The organism is Rhodococcus pseudokoreensis (genome assembly GCF_017068395.1).
Lineage (GTDB): Bacteria > Actinomycetota > Actinomycetes > Mycobacteriales > Mycobacteriaceae > Rhodococcus_F > Rhodococcus_F pseudokoreensis.
On the sequence record NZ_CP070619.1, the window covers coordinates 8,566,299 to 8,581,251 of the forward strand.

At 64.6% G+C, this 14,953-nt stretch carries 11 protein-coding genes; 4 read left to right on the forward strand and 7 right to left on the reverse strand.

Features of this window, described 5'->3' with window-relative positions; genetic code table 11:
• Positions 1–267 precede the first annotated feature (267 nt).
• On the forward strand, positions 268–1,194 hold the full coding sequence (locus JWS13_RS44590; RefSeq protein WP_206004573.1) for an MBL fold metallo-hydrolase: 927 nt from the start codon (positions 268–270) through the stop codon (positions 1,192–1,194).
• A 984-nt stretch (positions 1,195–2,178) separates the two neighbouring features.
• On the opposite strand, the gene istB is transcribed toward JWS13_RS44590, so the two are convergent.
• Both istB and istA read right to left on the reverse strand, forming a co-directional pair.
• Positions 2,179–2,943 (reverse strand): IS21-like element helper ATPase IstB, encoded by a 765-nt coding sequence (gene istB / locus JWS13_RS44595; protein WP_206009186.1) that lies wholly within the window; start codon positions 2,941–2,943, stop codon positions 2,179–2,181.
• A 64-nt stretch (positions 2,944–3,007) separates the two neighbouring features.
• Positions 3,008–4,546, reverse strand: a complete 1,539-nt coding sequence (gene istA, locus JWS13_RS44600; protein ID WP_206011424.1) for an IS21 family transposase — start codon at positions 4,544–4,546, stop codon at positions 3,008–3,010.
• A gap of 779 nt (positions 4,547–5,325) precedes the next feature.
• Between istA and JWS13_RS44605 the strand changes: the two genes are divergently transcribed.
• Positions 5,326–7,023: an ABC transporter ATP-binding protein gene (locus JWS13_RS44605; RefSeq protein ID WP_206011425.1), complete on the forward strand. Its 1,698-nt coding sequence runs from the start codon at positions 5,326–5,328 to the stop codon at positions 7,021–7,023.
• A gap of 88 nt (positions 7,024–7,111) precedes the next feature.
• On the opposite strand, the gene JWS13_RS44610 is transcribed toward JWS13_RS44605, so the two are convergent.
• Both JWS13_RS44610 and JWS13_RS44615 read right to left on the reverse strand, forming a co-directional pair.
• On the reverse strand, positions 7,112–7,456 hold the full coding sequence (locus tag JWS13_RS44610; protein ID WP_206011426.1) for a hypothetical protein: 345 nt from the start codon (positions 7,454–7,456) through the stop codon (positions 7,112–7,114).
• An 809-nt stretch (positions 7,457–8,265) separates the two neighbouring features.
• The gene (locus JWS13_RS44615) at positions 8,266–8,610 is read right to left on the reverse strand and encodes a hypothetical protein (protein WP_206011426.1); all 345 of its coding nucleotides are present in this window, start codon (positions 8,608–8,610) and stop codon (positions 8,266–8,268) included.
• An 849-nt stretch (positions 8,611–9,459) separates the two neighbouring features.
• On the opposite strand from JWS13_RS44615, the gene JWS13_RS44620 reads away from it, so the two are divergent.
• Positions 9,460–10,107: a hypothetical protein gene (locus JWS13_RS44620; RefSeq protein WP_206011427.1), complete on the forward strand. Its 648-nt coding sequence runs from the start codon at positions 9,460–9,462 to the stop codon at positions 10,105–10,107.
• Between the two features lie 75 nt (positions 10,108–10,182).
• Entirely contained in the window at positions 10,183–11,262 is a 1,080-nt protein-coding gene (locus JWS13_RS44625; protein WP_206011428.1) for a hypothetical protein, read from the forward strand.
• Between the two features lie 649 nt (positions 11,263–11,911).
• Here the strand turns inward: JWS13_RS44625 and JWS13_RS44630 are convergent.
• The 3 genes from JWS13_RS44630 to JWS13_RS44640 form a co-directional block, all read right to left on the reverse strand.
• Positions 11,912–12,493 carry a dihydrofolate reductase family protein gene (locus JWS13_RS44630; protein ID WP_206011429.1) on the reverse strand — a complete coding sequence of 194 codons (582 nt, stop codon included), beginning with the start codon at positions 12,491–12,493 and terminating at the stop codon, positions 11,912–11,914.
• A gap of 275 nt (positions 12,494–12,768) precedes the next feature.
• Positions 12,769–13,173: a hypothetical protein gene (locus JWS13_RS44635; protein ID WP_206011430.1), complete on the reverse strand. Its 405-nt coding sequence runs from the start codon at positions 13,171–13,173 to the stop codon at positions 12,769–12,771.
• A 112-nt stretch (positions 13,174–13,285) separates the two neighbouring features.
• Positions 13,286–14,941 carry an amidohydrolase gene (locus JWS13_RS44640; RefSeq protein ID WP_206011431.1) on the reverse strand — a complete coding sequence of 552 codons (1,656 nt, stop codon included), beginning with the start codon at positions 14,939–14,941 and terminating at the stop codon, positions 13,286–13,288.
• Positions 14,942–14,953 lie beyond the last annotated feature (12 nt).

The window sequence follows — 14,953 nt, forward strand, 5'->3', positions numbered from 1 at the left end:
ACGATGCGGACATGGAACTACGACGAGGGCTGGGGCGTGATCGACTCCCCAGAGACGCCTGGTGGTTGCCGGCGCAGTCTCTCGTGACCGTCATGCTTCGCGATGCCGATACGGCCCTGCTTCCCCAACTCGAAGCGCAGTTCGACGTGACGGCGTCGGAGACTGCTTGGCACCCCGCCGGGTGGACGAGGCGATCTACGAAGGCGAGATGGCCGGACGCGCTGTCTGAACAAGCGCTCCACACGCTGAATGAAAGAAGGAAACCTCATGACTCAGAGGTGGCAGATCGGTGATGTGAAAATCACCCAGATAAACGAAATCGCGGTTGAGGTCGGTGAGCTCGACGGACTGATCGCAGAGGCAACGCCGGATGCGGTCAAGGCCGTTCCGTGGCTGTACCCCGACTACGCCACCGAACAGGGGCAGACACTCTGGAGCGTTCACTCGTTCGTCGTCGACACCGGGTCGTCTGTCGTTCTCGTCGACACCGCGTGCGGCAATCACAAGGATCTACCGCTGATCCCGTCCTGGGGTGGCCTGGACTCCCCCTATCTGGATCGACTGGCGGATGCCGGCTACAAGCCCGAACAGATCGACTACGTCGCCATCACACATCTGCACCTCGATCACGTGGGATGGAACACCGTGCTCGAGGGTGGCCGATGGGTGCCGACCTTCCCGAACGCCCGGTACACCTTCGTTCAGGACGAGTTCGAGTACCACAAGGGACTCACCGAGGGTGGTGACGTCTCCGACGACCTCGGGCATGCCGTCACGTACAACGGAGCGGATCCCGACATCCACCGGCAGACGCGTCTCGTGTTCGCGCAGTCGATTCAACCTTGTGTCGATGCGGGACTCGTCGATCTGGTTCCGGTCAACCACACCATTTGCGAGGGTGTGCGGTATACCTCCACGCCGGGTCATACCAAGTACCATCACAGTCTCACCATCGAATCGAAGGGCGAGATCGGTTTTATCACCGGCGATTTCGTGCATCATCCGATCCAGGTCGCCCATCCTACCTGGAGTTCGCGAAGTGACTGGGATCGTGAGGTGTCCTCCGCTCGGCGTCAGGAGTTCCTCGCCTCCGTTGCAGACAGTGATGTTCTCGTGTTCGGCACGCACTTCGCAGGGAACAGTGTCGGTCGTATCGTGAGCGATGGCAATGCCTACCAATTCGTCACTGTTTGAGCCGAGGACTTCTACAACACCACCGGCGGACACACTGCCGACACCCTTCGTGCGCTACAACAACGAGTGGAAGCTCTCCCGCGCCTTCGTCTGTGGCAAATTGTTTCTCGCCGCACCACAGGTCTGCGACTAGGGCTCGCCGATGGTGTCGGTTGCCGATCGATGAGCGGACAGAATTGGAGGCTCGCAGCGGCCCATGACCGCGTGCCCACTCCGATATTGGACCACGACTGAGTCAGCTAGGCCGGCCGGCCAGATCTAAATCTTGTATTTCTCCCACAAGCTGGTCCCATGGGTGCCGCGATGTCGACAGCGTGATCCCGGTCGTTCTGGATGCCCGATTGCGGGGCTGTACCGATCGGCCTGCGGCGGACGATGCACAGCGTAGGAGGTGGTCGCCGGTGGATCTCTACTTCTGGTTCCCGTTCCTATGGCCAGCGGTCCCCAATTTTCTGGCGTGGTGGAACTCCCTACCTTTCCACTGACTTGGAGGTGATGACGGTGATTCCGATTCCGCCGTACGGATTGGGAAACAGCTGGATGGTATGGACACCCTGGTTGGTGCCCGTAGTTCTCTGGTGGAACTCCTGGCATTGACCCGGGAGCCTCAGTCCGATCCAAGTGCCCCTGTAGGAGGTGGAAAACCTTGTTCCGAACCGCTTCGACGCCCCGCGGAATGACTACTCTCGCCGGTATCGCTCTCGCAGCACTGCTGCTAGCCGCCCCGCCTGTGAGCGCAGCCTCGACCGACACGGTCCTGCCGATCCCCTTTGCGGGACTGACCAACGGACCGACTGGATTGACTAACCCGCCCTCCAGCACGTACATCACTGTCAGGACGAACCCAGACGAACCAGGCATCACTCGATTCCGCTGCGGCGCATACTGTCGACCGTCACGTAATTCCCCAGGGGTGTCCGTCACGTAATTCCCCATGCTCGGGTGTGCTGAGTTGAGGGTAACCCGAGTGGATAGGGGTTCGGATCAGGTTGCGTTGGCGGTGCGGTGTCCGGGTCGTTTGCGGGGCCGGTAGGACGGGCCGTCCATCAGGGTTTGATGGCTGGTGTTGATCAGCCGGTCGAGGAGGGACTCGGCGACGACCGGATTCGGGAACAGCGGATACCAGTCCTTCGGGGCGCGGTTACTCGTCAGAATCAGAGGTTTGCCGGCGATCGCACGATCGGAAACCAGATCGTAGAGGTCATCGGACTGGGTGGTGGTGTGCTCGCGCATCGCGAAATCATCGATAATCAATACCAGTGGCCGGGTGTATTCCCGCATCCGCTGACCGATGGTGCGATCGGCATGGCCACCGGCGAGGTCGGCGAGCATGCGGGAGCACTTGACGAACCGCACGTCCCCACCTCGGCGAGCGACATGATGCCCAAGCGCTTGTGCCACATGTGTTTTGCCTACTCCAACGGGTCCGTAGAGGATCACCGACTCGCCGGCGTCGAGCCAGCGCAGCGCGGCCAGGTCCCGCAGCATCGCCGCCGGGAGTTTCGGGTTCGCGGTGAAGTCGAAGTCCTCGAAGGTAGCCTGCTGTTCGAACTTGGCCCGCCGCAGCCGGCGGGCCAGCGCCGCCGTTTCCCGGCGGGCGATCTCGTCCTCACACAGCACCTGCAGAAATTCGAGGTGTCCGAGCTGCCCGTCCCGGGTCTGGGCGAGCCGGGCGTCGAGGGTGTCGAGCATCCCGGTCAACTTCAACGTCTTCAGTGCAGCCCGCAGGCTGGGGTCGTGAATTGTCATGACCAGTCCCCTGTTCTTGTGAAAGTACTTGTTGTGCAGTGCATGTCATAGCAGCGTTCAACGCTTAGGCGGTGCGTTCGTTGTCGAAGGCGTCGGGTCCACGCAGGAATGCCGGCGCTGGCGCCGCGGACACCTCGGCTTGTCCGTCGTGTTCGGTGCCGGCGGCGAGGATGCCCTTGACGGTGCGGTAGGTGGGGTCGCCGACCGCGAGGGCGCGGGCGCAGGCCGCGTTGAGGCGGGCGTCCTCGTAGCGGTCCCGCAGCCGGACTATGCCTTGGATCGCCCGGAGCCTGTGCAGGGCGTTGACCTGTGATAACTCGCCGACGATGGCGACGGCGCCGGGGCCGATCTGCTCGGCCTGCGCCCGACACCAGGACACGGTCTGCAGTGTGTAGGCGATCTTGTGCGGTGGGTAGTGCTCGATGTTCGTCGATCGCCCCGACAGGTGCAGCACATGGGTGGCGACGACCTGCTCGGCGTGAAAAATTTGCACCATGTCGCCGCAGGTGCGGGCCAGCACCTGCTGGCCGATCAGCCGCCAGGGCACCGAATACAGGGCCTTGTCGGCCTTGACGTGACAGTCCGGGGCGACCTTGCCGACCTGGTAGAGGACCGATTCGAACGTTCTGGGTGGAAGTGCTGTGAGACTGCGCTTTTCGATGGCGTCGAACACAGCTACGGGTTGCGCGCCGTCGAGACCACGGTGATTGTGTCGGCCGTAGACGTCGGTGCACCAGGCCAGGGCGGCGTCCTGCATCTGCGGCAGCGAGGTGAACTCCCGTCCCTTCCAGAACGAGTCCCGGATGTAGGGCATCGGGCGTTCGATCCGGGGCTTGTCCTTGGGTTTGCCGGCGCGGGCGGGGTCGATCAGCACCCCGTAGAACGCGGCGAGTTCGGCGTAGGCGCGGTTGATCTTCGGGTCGTACAAATCCGGCCGGTCCACCCCGGTTTTGAGGTTGTCGCACACGATCCGGGCCGGGGTGCCGCCGAAGAACTCGAACGCCGCCACGTGCGAGGCGCACCACGAGGACTGGTCCATCCGCAACACCGGCTGCACGAACAGCAGCCGCGAACAAGCCAGGATGATCGCGAACGCCCACACCGCCACCCGCCGGTCGGTGGCCGGATCCCGCCACATCCCGAGCTTGCCGTAGTCGACCTGGGCCTCGTCACCGGGCGGGACCGCACCCCGCGGCACCGTCACCTTCGCCTCGGCGACCTTCTCGGCGAATTGCGCTGCCACATAACGTCGCACCGTCGATTCGGACACCACGACGCCGTAATCGTCACGCAGGCGTTGCGCGATCGTCGCGACCGTCACCGACGCGGCCAGCTGCCCGTCGATCCAGTCGTGGTGCGCGGCGATCGCCGGCCACGTCACCGCCCGCGCCGCCGGGTCACCGACCTCCGGGAACCACCCAGCGATCAACTCCCACCACAGCGTTTCGTCAAAATTCCCGCCCTCGCCAGGCGCCAACCCGGCCGCCAACGCGGGAGCCAAGTATTTCCGGATCGTCTTACGATCGATCCCCAGGGCCGTCGAGATCTGCACCTGGGACCGGCCGGCATGCCAATGCCGGAACAACTCCATCAGATCAATCATCGTCCACGTTCTCCTTGCCACCGTCAGGCCCCTTCCCGGGCCCGCCGTCGGTGGCCCAGTCAGGAGCGAACCTGCAGCAGCACCGGAACCCCGGCCGACACGCCCCGAGGGTGGGGAATTACGTGACGGCCGGGTGGGGAATTACGTGACGGACAAACCCCTCAACCTGGGGAATTACATGACCGCTGACACGCATACCCCTACTGCGATCTTGTCGTCCATTGGCGCAACCTATCGAACGGTGCGAGTGGCGCTGCGGACCTCTTTTACGGATCGAGTACGCCTGGGGTCATCCAGACCGGATCCGGGACCGTGGTCGCTACGTTCACAGCGGGCGGTATGCCCGGTTACCTGGGCACTCCCACCACGCTGCTACCGGGCGGCGGCGTTTGGGCAGTGCCTTAACTGGGATCCGCTGCTCACGATTAGTGAAACATCTGGATGGAGCGAAACTTCGGATAATCCACAATCTGCACTGACACCTGCACCCACTGCGTCGACTCCACGTGGCAGCCTCCCCTACAGGCGGTAGCGGACACGGACCATGACGGCTGGTATCCCGGCCGTTCCCCTTGAGGATCGATCACCGATACCCGATGAATGCGCGCCCAGATCCCAGTACCGCTGCAGTACCCGGTTCGGCCGGTCAACCCGAGATTCGGGGCCGGCCCAAATATGATGGCTGAACTTGTTTCTGGGGTTGGGGGCTTATGGAGTCGCGGGGAGAAGAAAAGACAGCCACGACCGGCCGGGGCGGTGTGCGTGTTTTGTGGCCGTATGTGCGTGAGCACCGCCGGCTGCTCGGGGCGGCAGCGGTGTTCTCCATGGCCGCTGCCGGACTGAGTCTGGTGCAACCGGTGCTGGTGGGCCGGATCATCACCGCGGTCGGAGACGGTGCCCCGCTCAGCGGACTGGTGTGGGCGCTGGTCGCGTTCCTCGCCGCCGGCGCAATCCTCGCCACGATCCAGTACTACCTGCTGCAGCGGACCGCGGAGAGTGTGGTGCTCACCGCCCGCACCGAGCTGATCGGGCACCTGTTGCGGTTGCCGATGAGCGAGTACCGCAGCCGCCACGTCGGCGACCTGGTTTCCCGGGTCGCCTCGGACACCACCCTGCTGCGCGCCGCGCTCACCGACGGTCTGGTCGAACCCCTCGGCGGGATCCTCGTCCTCGTCGGCGCACTGACCGCGATGGCGCTGCTCGACCCGGTCCTGGCCGTGATCACCGTCCTCGTCGTGGGGACCGTGGTCGCAGCGTCGCTGCATGTCACCCGGCGGCTGCGAGCGTTGATCTTCGAAACCCAGTCCCGGCTCGGGGATCTGACCGGCGACCTGAACCAGACCCTGTCGGCGATCAGTGTCATCCGCGCCAACGGGGCCACCGACCGCGCGCAGGCTCGGCTCGGCGCCCGGGTCCGGGCGGCCTTCGACGCCGGGGTGGGCGCGGCTCGATCCGGCGCCGCGGTCCAACCGCTCCGGCAGGTCACCGGGCATGCATCGTTGCTCGTGATCCTCGGCGTCGGCGGGTACCGGGTGGCCACCGGGCATCTGACCGTCGCCGAGCTGGTCACGTTCATCCTGTTCATGCTGTTGTTCATGGGACCGGTCAACACCGCCTTCACCGCGGTGCAGTCCGTCGCCGCCGCCCTCGGCGCCCTGCAACGCATCACCGAGATCGAGCAGATTCCGGCCGAGGACGCCGCCGACATCATCACGCACCCGACACTCCCGGCATCGTCGGCGCCGATGGTCGAATTCCGCGACGCCCGGTTCGGATACCGACCGGCCCATCCGGTCCTCGACTCGGTGAGCTTCACCGTCGCCCGCGGCTCCCGGACCGCGATCGTCGGACTCTCCGGTGCCGGCAAATCCACCCTCCTCGCGCTGGTCGAACGGTTCTACGACCTCGACGGTGGCCGCATCGAGCTGGCCGGGGTGAACATCACCGGGTTGCCGCGGACCGTGCTGCGCTCACAGCTGGGATACGTGGAACAGAATGCGCCCGCGATCTCGGGCACCGTCCGGGAGAACCTCACCCTCGCCGCACCGGAGGTGACGGAGGAACTGTGCTGGGCGGTCCTGGACACGGTCAACCTGCGCGACCGGATCGACACCGAAGCCGAGGGCTTGAACGCGCAGATCGGTGAGCACGGGATCCGGCTGTCCGGTGGCGAGCGACAACGGTTGGCGATCGCCCGCGTGCTGCTCGCCCGACCACCGCTGCTGCTGTTGGACGAGCCGACGTCGAGCCTCGACAGCCGCAACGAGGAAATCTTCCAGACCGCACTCGAGGCCACCGGCGCCGATCAGACGGTCGTCATCGTCGCGCACCGGCTCGCGACCGTGAAGAACGCCGACCAGATCATCGTCCTCGACCACGGGCGGGTCCGCGCGATCGGTACCCACAACGAGCTGCTCGGGACCAGCGAGCTGTACCGAGAGCTCGCCCATCATCAATTGATCGGTACCCCGAACTGAACCCGTGAGAAGCAGCCTGCGGCGCCGGCATCAGAACCGAGGCGACGACAACGGGCGCCGGTCCCGAATGCGGATCCATGAACGACAGTCATGGCAGGGGGCGCTGACCGCTCTCGATTCGTTGCTTCCGCACCTTGAATTCGGCCTCCGAAATCTCTGCCAATCCCGGCACCGTAGGACCGGCCCATCCGCCGTCGACGGTGGTCGGACAGAATCCAACGGCGAAGCTCGCCGGCTCATCCTCGAGCCCCACCCAATCCACCAGTATGTGTTGCAGCGTCGGGTCGGTGATTCGCCCTGGATGACCGTGAAATAACAGAGCAGGTCGCGCCGCCGGATTGAGAATGTCGCGGTCGGTGTCCTGCCCTCTAAAGGCCACCGGAGCACCGCGCTGTATCCGATTCGTCGCCATCGCCTCCTCGTCCCGCTCCACTCAATCAGTATCCGTGTCGCGCGAGCCGTGAGGCGAAGGATCGCCCAATGGAATGGACGGGTATGGCCGACCGCCCTGTCGGAAGCGATTGATTGACAGTCACCGATAGCGGATCGGCTATTGGCCGCTCAGGCGACGTCGACGTTCTATTTCAACGCGGCGCGAGCACCTATCGCGGTCAAGAGTTCCACCCCCGGTCAAGGGCTGACTGGCTGCGATCAGGATCCGGTGGCGAGATCAGGACCAAGTCCGATTCGAGCCAGGTCCGCATTACTCGATTACGCCATCCTGGTGTGTCGTTCGACGGAGCCGACTTCAGTGCATCAAGTGGTGCGAGCAGGGATCGCAGGTATATACGCACAATCAGTGCGACGCCCATCATGTCCAGCGATGTGTACCGCGGCACCGGGATCTGCACTAGATAATTGAGCGGTGGTGTGTCCGGTTCGTCCCAACCAAACTTCACCAACACGGTTCCGTCCAAGACTGCCAGATCAATCAGGCGGAACCACCGCCACGATTCCGCGTCGTAGTAGGGCCTGCCCGGCGCCGAACTCGGCTCGTGATCCACGGTGTACGGATGCCACCCGGATGTGTCGGACGGATCTCCGCCCGGGACGCCGGCCACCGGGTCGTCAACGCGCTCTACCTCCCGCAGTAGAACCGACCTGACTGCGGCAAGTAGGTCGCTCTCCGGAGGTGGGGACGTGCTTGCATCGGTCACAGTTCCATTGTTGCAATCTCGACCAATCCTCTGTCGAGGACGGACACATCGTTCCGAGCACCAATCAGGGATCCATGAACGACAGTCATGGCAGGGGGCGCTGACCGCTCTCGATTCGTTGCTTCCGCACCTTGAATTCGGCCTCCGAAATCTCTGCCAATCCCGGCACCGTAGGACCGGCCCATCCGCCGTCGACGGTGGTCGGACAGAATCCAACGGCGAAGCTCGCCGGCTCATCCTCGAGCCCCACCCAATCCACCAGTATGTGTTGCAGCGTCGGGTCGGTGATTCGCCCTGGATGACCGTGAAATAACAGAGCAGGTCGCGCCGCCGGATTGAGAATGTCGCGGTCGGTGTCCTGCCCTCTAAAGGCCACCGGAGCACCGCGCTGTATCCGATTCGTCGCCATCGCCTCCTCGTCCCGCTCCACTCAATCAGTATCCGTGTCGCGCGAGCCGTGAGGCGAAGGATCGCCCAATGGAATGGACGGGTATGGCCGACCGCCCTGTCGGAAGCGATTGATTGACAGTCACCGATAGCGGATCGGCTATTGGCCGCTCAGGCGACGTCGACGTTCTATTTCAACGCGGCGCGAGCACCTATCGCGGTCAAGAGTTCCACCCCCGGTCAAGGGCTGACTGGCTGCGATCAGGATCCGGTGGCGAGATCAGGACCAAGTCCGATTCGAGCCAGGTCCGCATTACTCGATTACGCCATCCTGGTGTGTCGTTCGACGGAGCCGACTTCAGTGCATCAAGTGGTGCGAGCAGGGATCGCAGGTATATACGCACAATCAGTGCGACGCCCATCATGTCCAGCGATGTGTACCGCGGCACCGGGATCTGCACTAGATAATTGAGCGGTGGTGTGTCCGGTTCGTCCCAACCAAACTTCACCAACACGGTTCCGTCCAAGACTGCCAGATCAATCAGGCGGAACCACCGCCACGATTCCGCGTCGTAGTAGGGCCTGCCCGGCGCCGAACTCGGCTCGTGATCCACGGTGTACGGATGCCACCCGGATGTGTCGGACGGATCTCCGCCCGGGACGCCGGCCACCGGGTCGTCAACGCGCTCTACCTCCCGCAGTAGAACCGACCTGACTGCGGCAAGTAGGTCGCTCTCCGGAGGTGGGGACGTGCTTGCATCGGTCACAGTTCCATTGTTGCAATCTCGACCAATCCTCTGTCGAGGACGGACACATCGTTCCGAGCACCAATCAGGGATCCTTCAGCGGCATCACCGGACTGAATCGTGGCACCCTTCCTGAGGAGCGGAAAATGGGAGACAGGAACCGACGCATGCGGCGACTCACTGGACTGGTTCACAGCGAGAACAGCAACTTCTTCTTGTTCGACGACCATTTCGCAGCCCAGGCCTCGACGATCGACGGGGCCGCGGATTTCCTGCAGCCTGGGCAAGGCGTGCTGGCTATCACCACCGAGGTCAGATGGGGCCCCGTTCAGGTGACGGTGGAGGTCCATGACGGTCCGCCGGCCGACACCCCGTCGCCTCAGGATTGGGACAGAGCGGCGGAGACCAGCTATCACACCAACAACGGCTCCCAGCGGATCCTTGACGGCGACTTTGGATCGAACCTGGGCGAGCTCGACGAAATTCTCACTGAGCCAGGACCGGCTACGGTTTTCGTGCGCGCATTCGGCTGGGCGGCCGATGATGCGTCCGGCCACCCCGAGCGGTACCTACTCCAGATCTGGACACGAGAGGCAGAGAACGAACCCTCGCGCGAACAGGCCGACTACGCAGTCGACTACACAGGCCCCGAAGGTGCGAATCGCACCGGCCTCCCACCGCAGCCCGGTAGCACCCTTGGCTCAAGCGAACAGGCCCACTACACAGGCCGCCCCGGGGCATACCTCCATCTGCAGTACGGCCATCCACCCACGTCACCCATCGAGGATCAATGACCGGTCACCGATCGATGACCGGTCGACGATTGTTGAATGAACGAATAATGCAGACGTTGCGTTTAGCCTGATGCAGTGACGCACTGGGAGCTCGTGCGAGTTGATCATCATCAGTTTGCCCTCGGTGAACCCGGTGCCGATACCTTGAACGCGGTAACCGAGGGCACCTTGATCGAGGTCGGCCCCGGCTTCGTCTCGTTCTACACCGGAATCACCTACGGGCCCGCCCGTCTCGCCCTCGACCTGCTCGAACACGCCCCCGACACGGAGGCCACGCAGGAATGGGAGGTGATCGAAGAAGCCACGATCACCACCACCTCGGACATCGTCGTGACCACTCTCGACGGCACCGAAAGCACCACCCTCACCCCAATCCCAGCCGGGCGATACGTGGTACGTGCGCACGCCCGCGGCCGCGACACCCGATACGGCGAAGACGTCTCCGAACCGTGCGAGGACTACCTCGTCCAACTCTGGCCCACCCCCACCGACGATGGCACGGTCCGCACCCTGCACAAGACCGACCGGGCATGGTCACCACAAACCCAGGTCGACGAATCCAGCCTCTCCCGCGACTACGTCTACATCCGCAACGACGCAGGCGATGTCGTCAAAGTGCCACCCAAGGGCCCCGAAGCCAACGCCGTGCGCGCACACTTGAACGCATTCGGCGGCACACCGCTCACTCCCACGCTCGAAGCAGTGTTCTCCAGCCGGTACGTCGCCGGCCTCGACCGCGACCTGATCGACCGCATCGACGCCGCACCCCCGGAGCACCAGCGGGCCTTCGCCCGCTGGTGCGTCCACCGCGCCTGGGAACGCGCCAGAATCGCAGATATCGACTGGCTCCGCGACGTCCTCACCGACATGGACGCCGGAAAGCCCGTCAACGGAGACTTCATCGACAGCTTCGCCGCCCGCAACCGACTCGATCAGGACCCGCGGATCACCCGCAGCATCGTCTCCGGCCTCCCCGCCCACCGAGAACTCGTCCAGCAGTACGAGGCGTTGCGCGCCTACTCACGCAGCATGTACACGGAAGCCGAACCGCTCGAATCGGCCATCGAAGCGTTCTGGCACGCCGCGAAAACCTATGGCATGGACTACCCGGAACTCATCGACGCCGCGCGCCGAGACTTCTTCGACAAGCAATAGCGGCCAGCGGCAACCAGGCGACCGTTCAGGGATGCATCCCCGGGACAGTCAGCCGGGCGTGACGGCGGTGCTATTGACCGGTCAAAGGCCGGTTGAGAAGGTGAAGGATGGCTTCCAAAGAATCGCGACGACCGCCGCTGCATCCATTGGAGACACCCTCATGGAACGTGAAACTCTACGGCGCCGAAGGCGACGTTCTTGGTGCACCTCCTCACTTCGTGGAGGCATGTCACGCCGTGGGTCGTGACACTCGCTGCTACGACGAACTGAGGTGGCTCGGTGAGATGAGCTGGCTTGTAGTCGACGAGACCAAAGTCTACGGAGGCTGGTCAATCGGGCTCAGGACCGAACACGGAGGAAGTCATGGTTTCGGAACCCCGGTCGAGGTGGATCTCGTCACCATCACGGCAAGGATTGCTGAAGCGGCTCAAGACTGGTTCACGGGGTATGAGCACACATTTTGGCCTGTCGTGAGTAGCAGCCCTCTCCGCTTGCTGAAGCCAGAAGTTCGGGACGCGCATGCAGTATGGGTCAGCCCCGGCGATGGAACGGTCATGTGCACCATTGGAGACCTCTGCAACTAACTCTGGGGCCGAGTGTCCCGCAAGCGGAACGCTGAGCGGAGCACCGGATGGTGATCCGTCGTCGGTTAACTGCGCACCCTATAGCGCAGGTGAAGTACCCGGTTGCCGTGAATCACCACGTCAGGATCCTCCAACAGGTGCTGCGCGTGGACCGACCCGAAGTAGCGTTTGCCGGACCCGAATACGACGGGTACGACGTCCATGCGCACCTCGTCGACCAGGCCCGCGGCAAGCACCTGGCCACCGACGTCGCCAGCGGCGACCTCGACGATGCGGTCACCCGCAAGCTCCTGCGCCTTTGCCACGGCTGCCTCGACGCCGTCGACGAAGTGAAACGGCGCCTCGGGGTTCCAACCCTCGGGCTCCGGCCGGTGCGTCACGACGACCACGTGGTCGATCCCGCCGGGAGGCTTCCCGTCCCAGCCGTCCGTCATATCGAAGACGTGGCGGCCGACGAGTGTCGCCCCGATCTGGTCCCAGTACGGCCGGGTGTAGTCGTAGGACGTCTGCGAAACCTTCACCTCGCCGCTCTCGTCCAACGGGACGTCACCGCTGGACAGCCAGTCGAACAGCGGTCCGGGCTGGTCATTCGCGTCCGCGACGAAGCCGTCCACCGACACCGAGCTGTACATGACCACCTTGCCCACGGGGCTCTCCTTTACTTTGGGGTGCACCCAAATTAGCGTGTCGTGAGCTGTCGCTGTTGTACGAAATCAATCGGCCGGCAGCGGCCAGCTGTCCAGCGCGGGACGCCCCGAAAGCCGGCCGTTGACCGGAACCCGCTGAACTGCGCAGTCCCGGTAGCCCCGTCCGGTGACGATCGTCATTGCGGGGCGCTGATCGGGACATCCTTGCGGAAAGCGTGGACACGGGGAGTGTGCGCGTTTCGCCGCAGCACGTGGTAGGGCTGGCTGCCGAGAAGTCATTCCGTTTCCCGCGGCGTCGACTCCTCCTGCTGGTCGAGGACGCTGACGGTGACGCCGTAGGGGAGGAACCGCACCGAACGGTGGGGATCGGTGTTGTGTTTGTGGGCGCGAAGGGCATCGAGTTCGGTGGCATATACCTGCTCGACGCGGGCGACGCCCTCGCCGTCGACGGTGTAGATCGCCCACACGCCGTCGCCCGTTTCCCCGGTCGTCTCCGGCTTCGGCGCGGCGCGCGGCGACCGGGCGAAGTCCGCGAAGACGCCCGTCCACGGGATCTGGGAATCCGCCTGTTCCAGGAACCTGACTATCCGGTCCTTGACGCCCTGCAACTCCTCGCCGGCCTCACGGATCACGCGGTCGAGATCGTCGGGGTCGAACCCGAACGGCCTGTTGTCGCTCATCACTGTCTCCTGACTTCGGCGGGACACCTCCAGTGTGGTCGCGGATGCCGATCGGCGCCACGAGGGTCGCCGATCGGCATCCGAGCTGACATCTAGGCACCTGCGAGGGACATCAAGCGCTCGGTGCCGCGTAGACGCGATCACCACCCACATAGGTGAGGACGGCCCGGGTCTCGGCAATCAGGTCGGCGGGTCCGGTGAACGGATCCCGGTCGAGGACCACCAGGTCGGCGAGTTTGCCCACCTCGATGCTTCCCGTGTCGTCGAGGTGGTGCACGTACGCGGACCCGGCGGTGTAGGCGGTGAGTGCGGACGTGAGGTCGATCCGCTGCTCCGGTAGGAACACCGGACGCCCCTGACCGTCTCGACCCGGCAGAACCCGATTGACCGCGACATGGATCCCATGGATGGGGTCAGCGCTGCTGACCGGCCAGTCGCTGCCGGCCGCCAGAGTTGCGCCCGAGCGGAGCAGGGAACCGAAGGGATACTGCCGCCGGGTGCGTTCGTCCCCGAGGAAGGGGATGGTGAGCTCGTCCATCTGCGGCTCGTGGGCTGCCCACAGCGGTTGCATGTTGGCAGTGGCACCGAGCGCGCGGAACCGGGGGATGTCGGCGGGGTCCACGACCTGCAGGTGGGCGAGGTGCGGGCGGGTGTCGCGGAATCCGTTCGCGGTCCGGGCGGCCTCGACCGCGTCGAGCGCGTCACGTACGGCGCGGTCGCCGAGCGCATGGAAGTGCACCTGAAATCCGAGGGCGTCGAGCTCGGTGACGAAATCTCGCAGTTTGTCCGGGTCGACGAAGCTGGTTCCGGAATGTGTGGTCGCGCAGCCACATCCATCCAGATACGGGGAGATCATCGCCGCGGTGCGGGATTCGGCGACACCGTCGAGCATGATCTTCACGGTGTCGGCGCGCATCCTCCCGACGCGGAGACGGGAGCGTCGCCGGAGTAGGTCGGGGATCTGTTCGGATCCCCGGTCGCGATCCCACCACAGGGCGCCCGCGACCCGAGCGGTGAGGGACCCCTCGCCGGCCGCGGTCAGGTAGGCGTCGGAGACGTCGGAGATGCCGGAGGTGTCACCGAGCAGCGCGTCCTGCCAGGCGGTGATGCCGAGCGAATGCAGGTGCTGCTGTGCGTGGAGCAGTGCCTCGAGTCGGTCATCGGGGGTGTGCTGTGGGGTGTGGCGGCCGACCAGGTCCATCGCGGACTCCTGGAGCATTCCGGTCGGCTCGCCGTCGGCATCGCGTTCGATGCGGCCACCGATGGGATCGGACGTCTCACGGGTGATGCCGGCGATAGCCAGGGCCCTCGTGTTCACCCACGCCCCGTGGTGGTCGCGGTTGGGCAGGAAAACAGGCCGGTCCCGCACCACGGTGTCGAGGAGTTGCGCAGTGGGTGTGCCGCCGTCGAACGCCTCCATCGACCACCCGCCGCCCACGATCCACGGCAATTCCGGATGCGCATCGGCATAGCTGCGGACGGCAGCGAGGGTGGAAGCGGCATCGCTCGTGCCAGTGAGGTGGCAGCGGGCATGCTCCAGGCCCGCCACCACCGGATGAATGTGCGCGTCCTGGAAGCCGGGCAGCAGCAGCCTGCCGGTGAGGTCGACGACCTCGGTGCGGGCGCCGATCAGCTCCCGGACCTCGTCGTGGCCGACGGCCGATATCCGGCCCCCGGTGACGGCGACCGTCGTGGCTCGGCGGCGCGCCGGATCCATGGTGGCAATCGATCCGCCCGTGAAGACCAGATCTGCGGGTAGTGCTGACATCGCGAATCTCCT

Bases quoted from the DNA above. Each gene is read 5' to 3' on its own strand.
- istB (WP_206009186.1), bottom strand. From the start codon at position 2,943: ATGACAATTCACGACCCCAGCCTGCGGGCTGCACTGAAGACGTTGAAG.
- JWS13_RS44620 (WP_206011427.1), top strand. From the start codon at position 9,460: ATGGGAGACAGGAACCGACGCATGCGGCGACTCACTGGACTGGTTCAC.
- istA (WP_206011424.1), bottom strand. From the start codon at position 4,546: ATGATTGATCTGATGGAGTTGTTCCGGCATTGGCATGCCGGCCGGTCC.
- JWS13_RS44635 (WP_206011430.1), bottom strand. From the start codon at position 13,173: ATGAGCGACAACAGGCCGTTCGGGTTCGACCCCGACGATCTCGACCGC.
- JWS13_RS44590 (WP_206004573.1), top strand. From the start codon at position 268: ATGACTCAGAGGTGGCAGATCGGTGATGTGAAAATCACCCAGATAAAC.
- JWS13_RS44640 (WP_206011431.1), bottom strand. From the start codon at position 14,941: ATGTCAGCACTACCCGCAGATCTGGTCTTCACGGGCGGATCGATTGCC.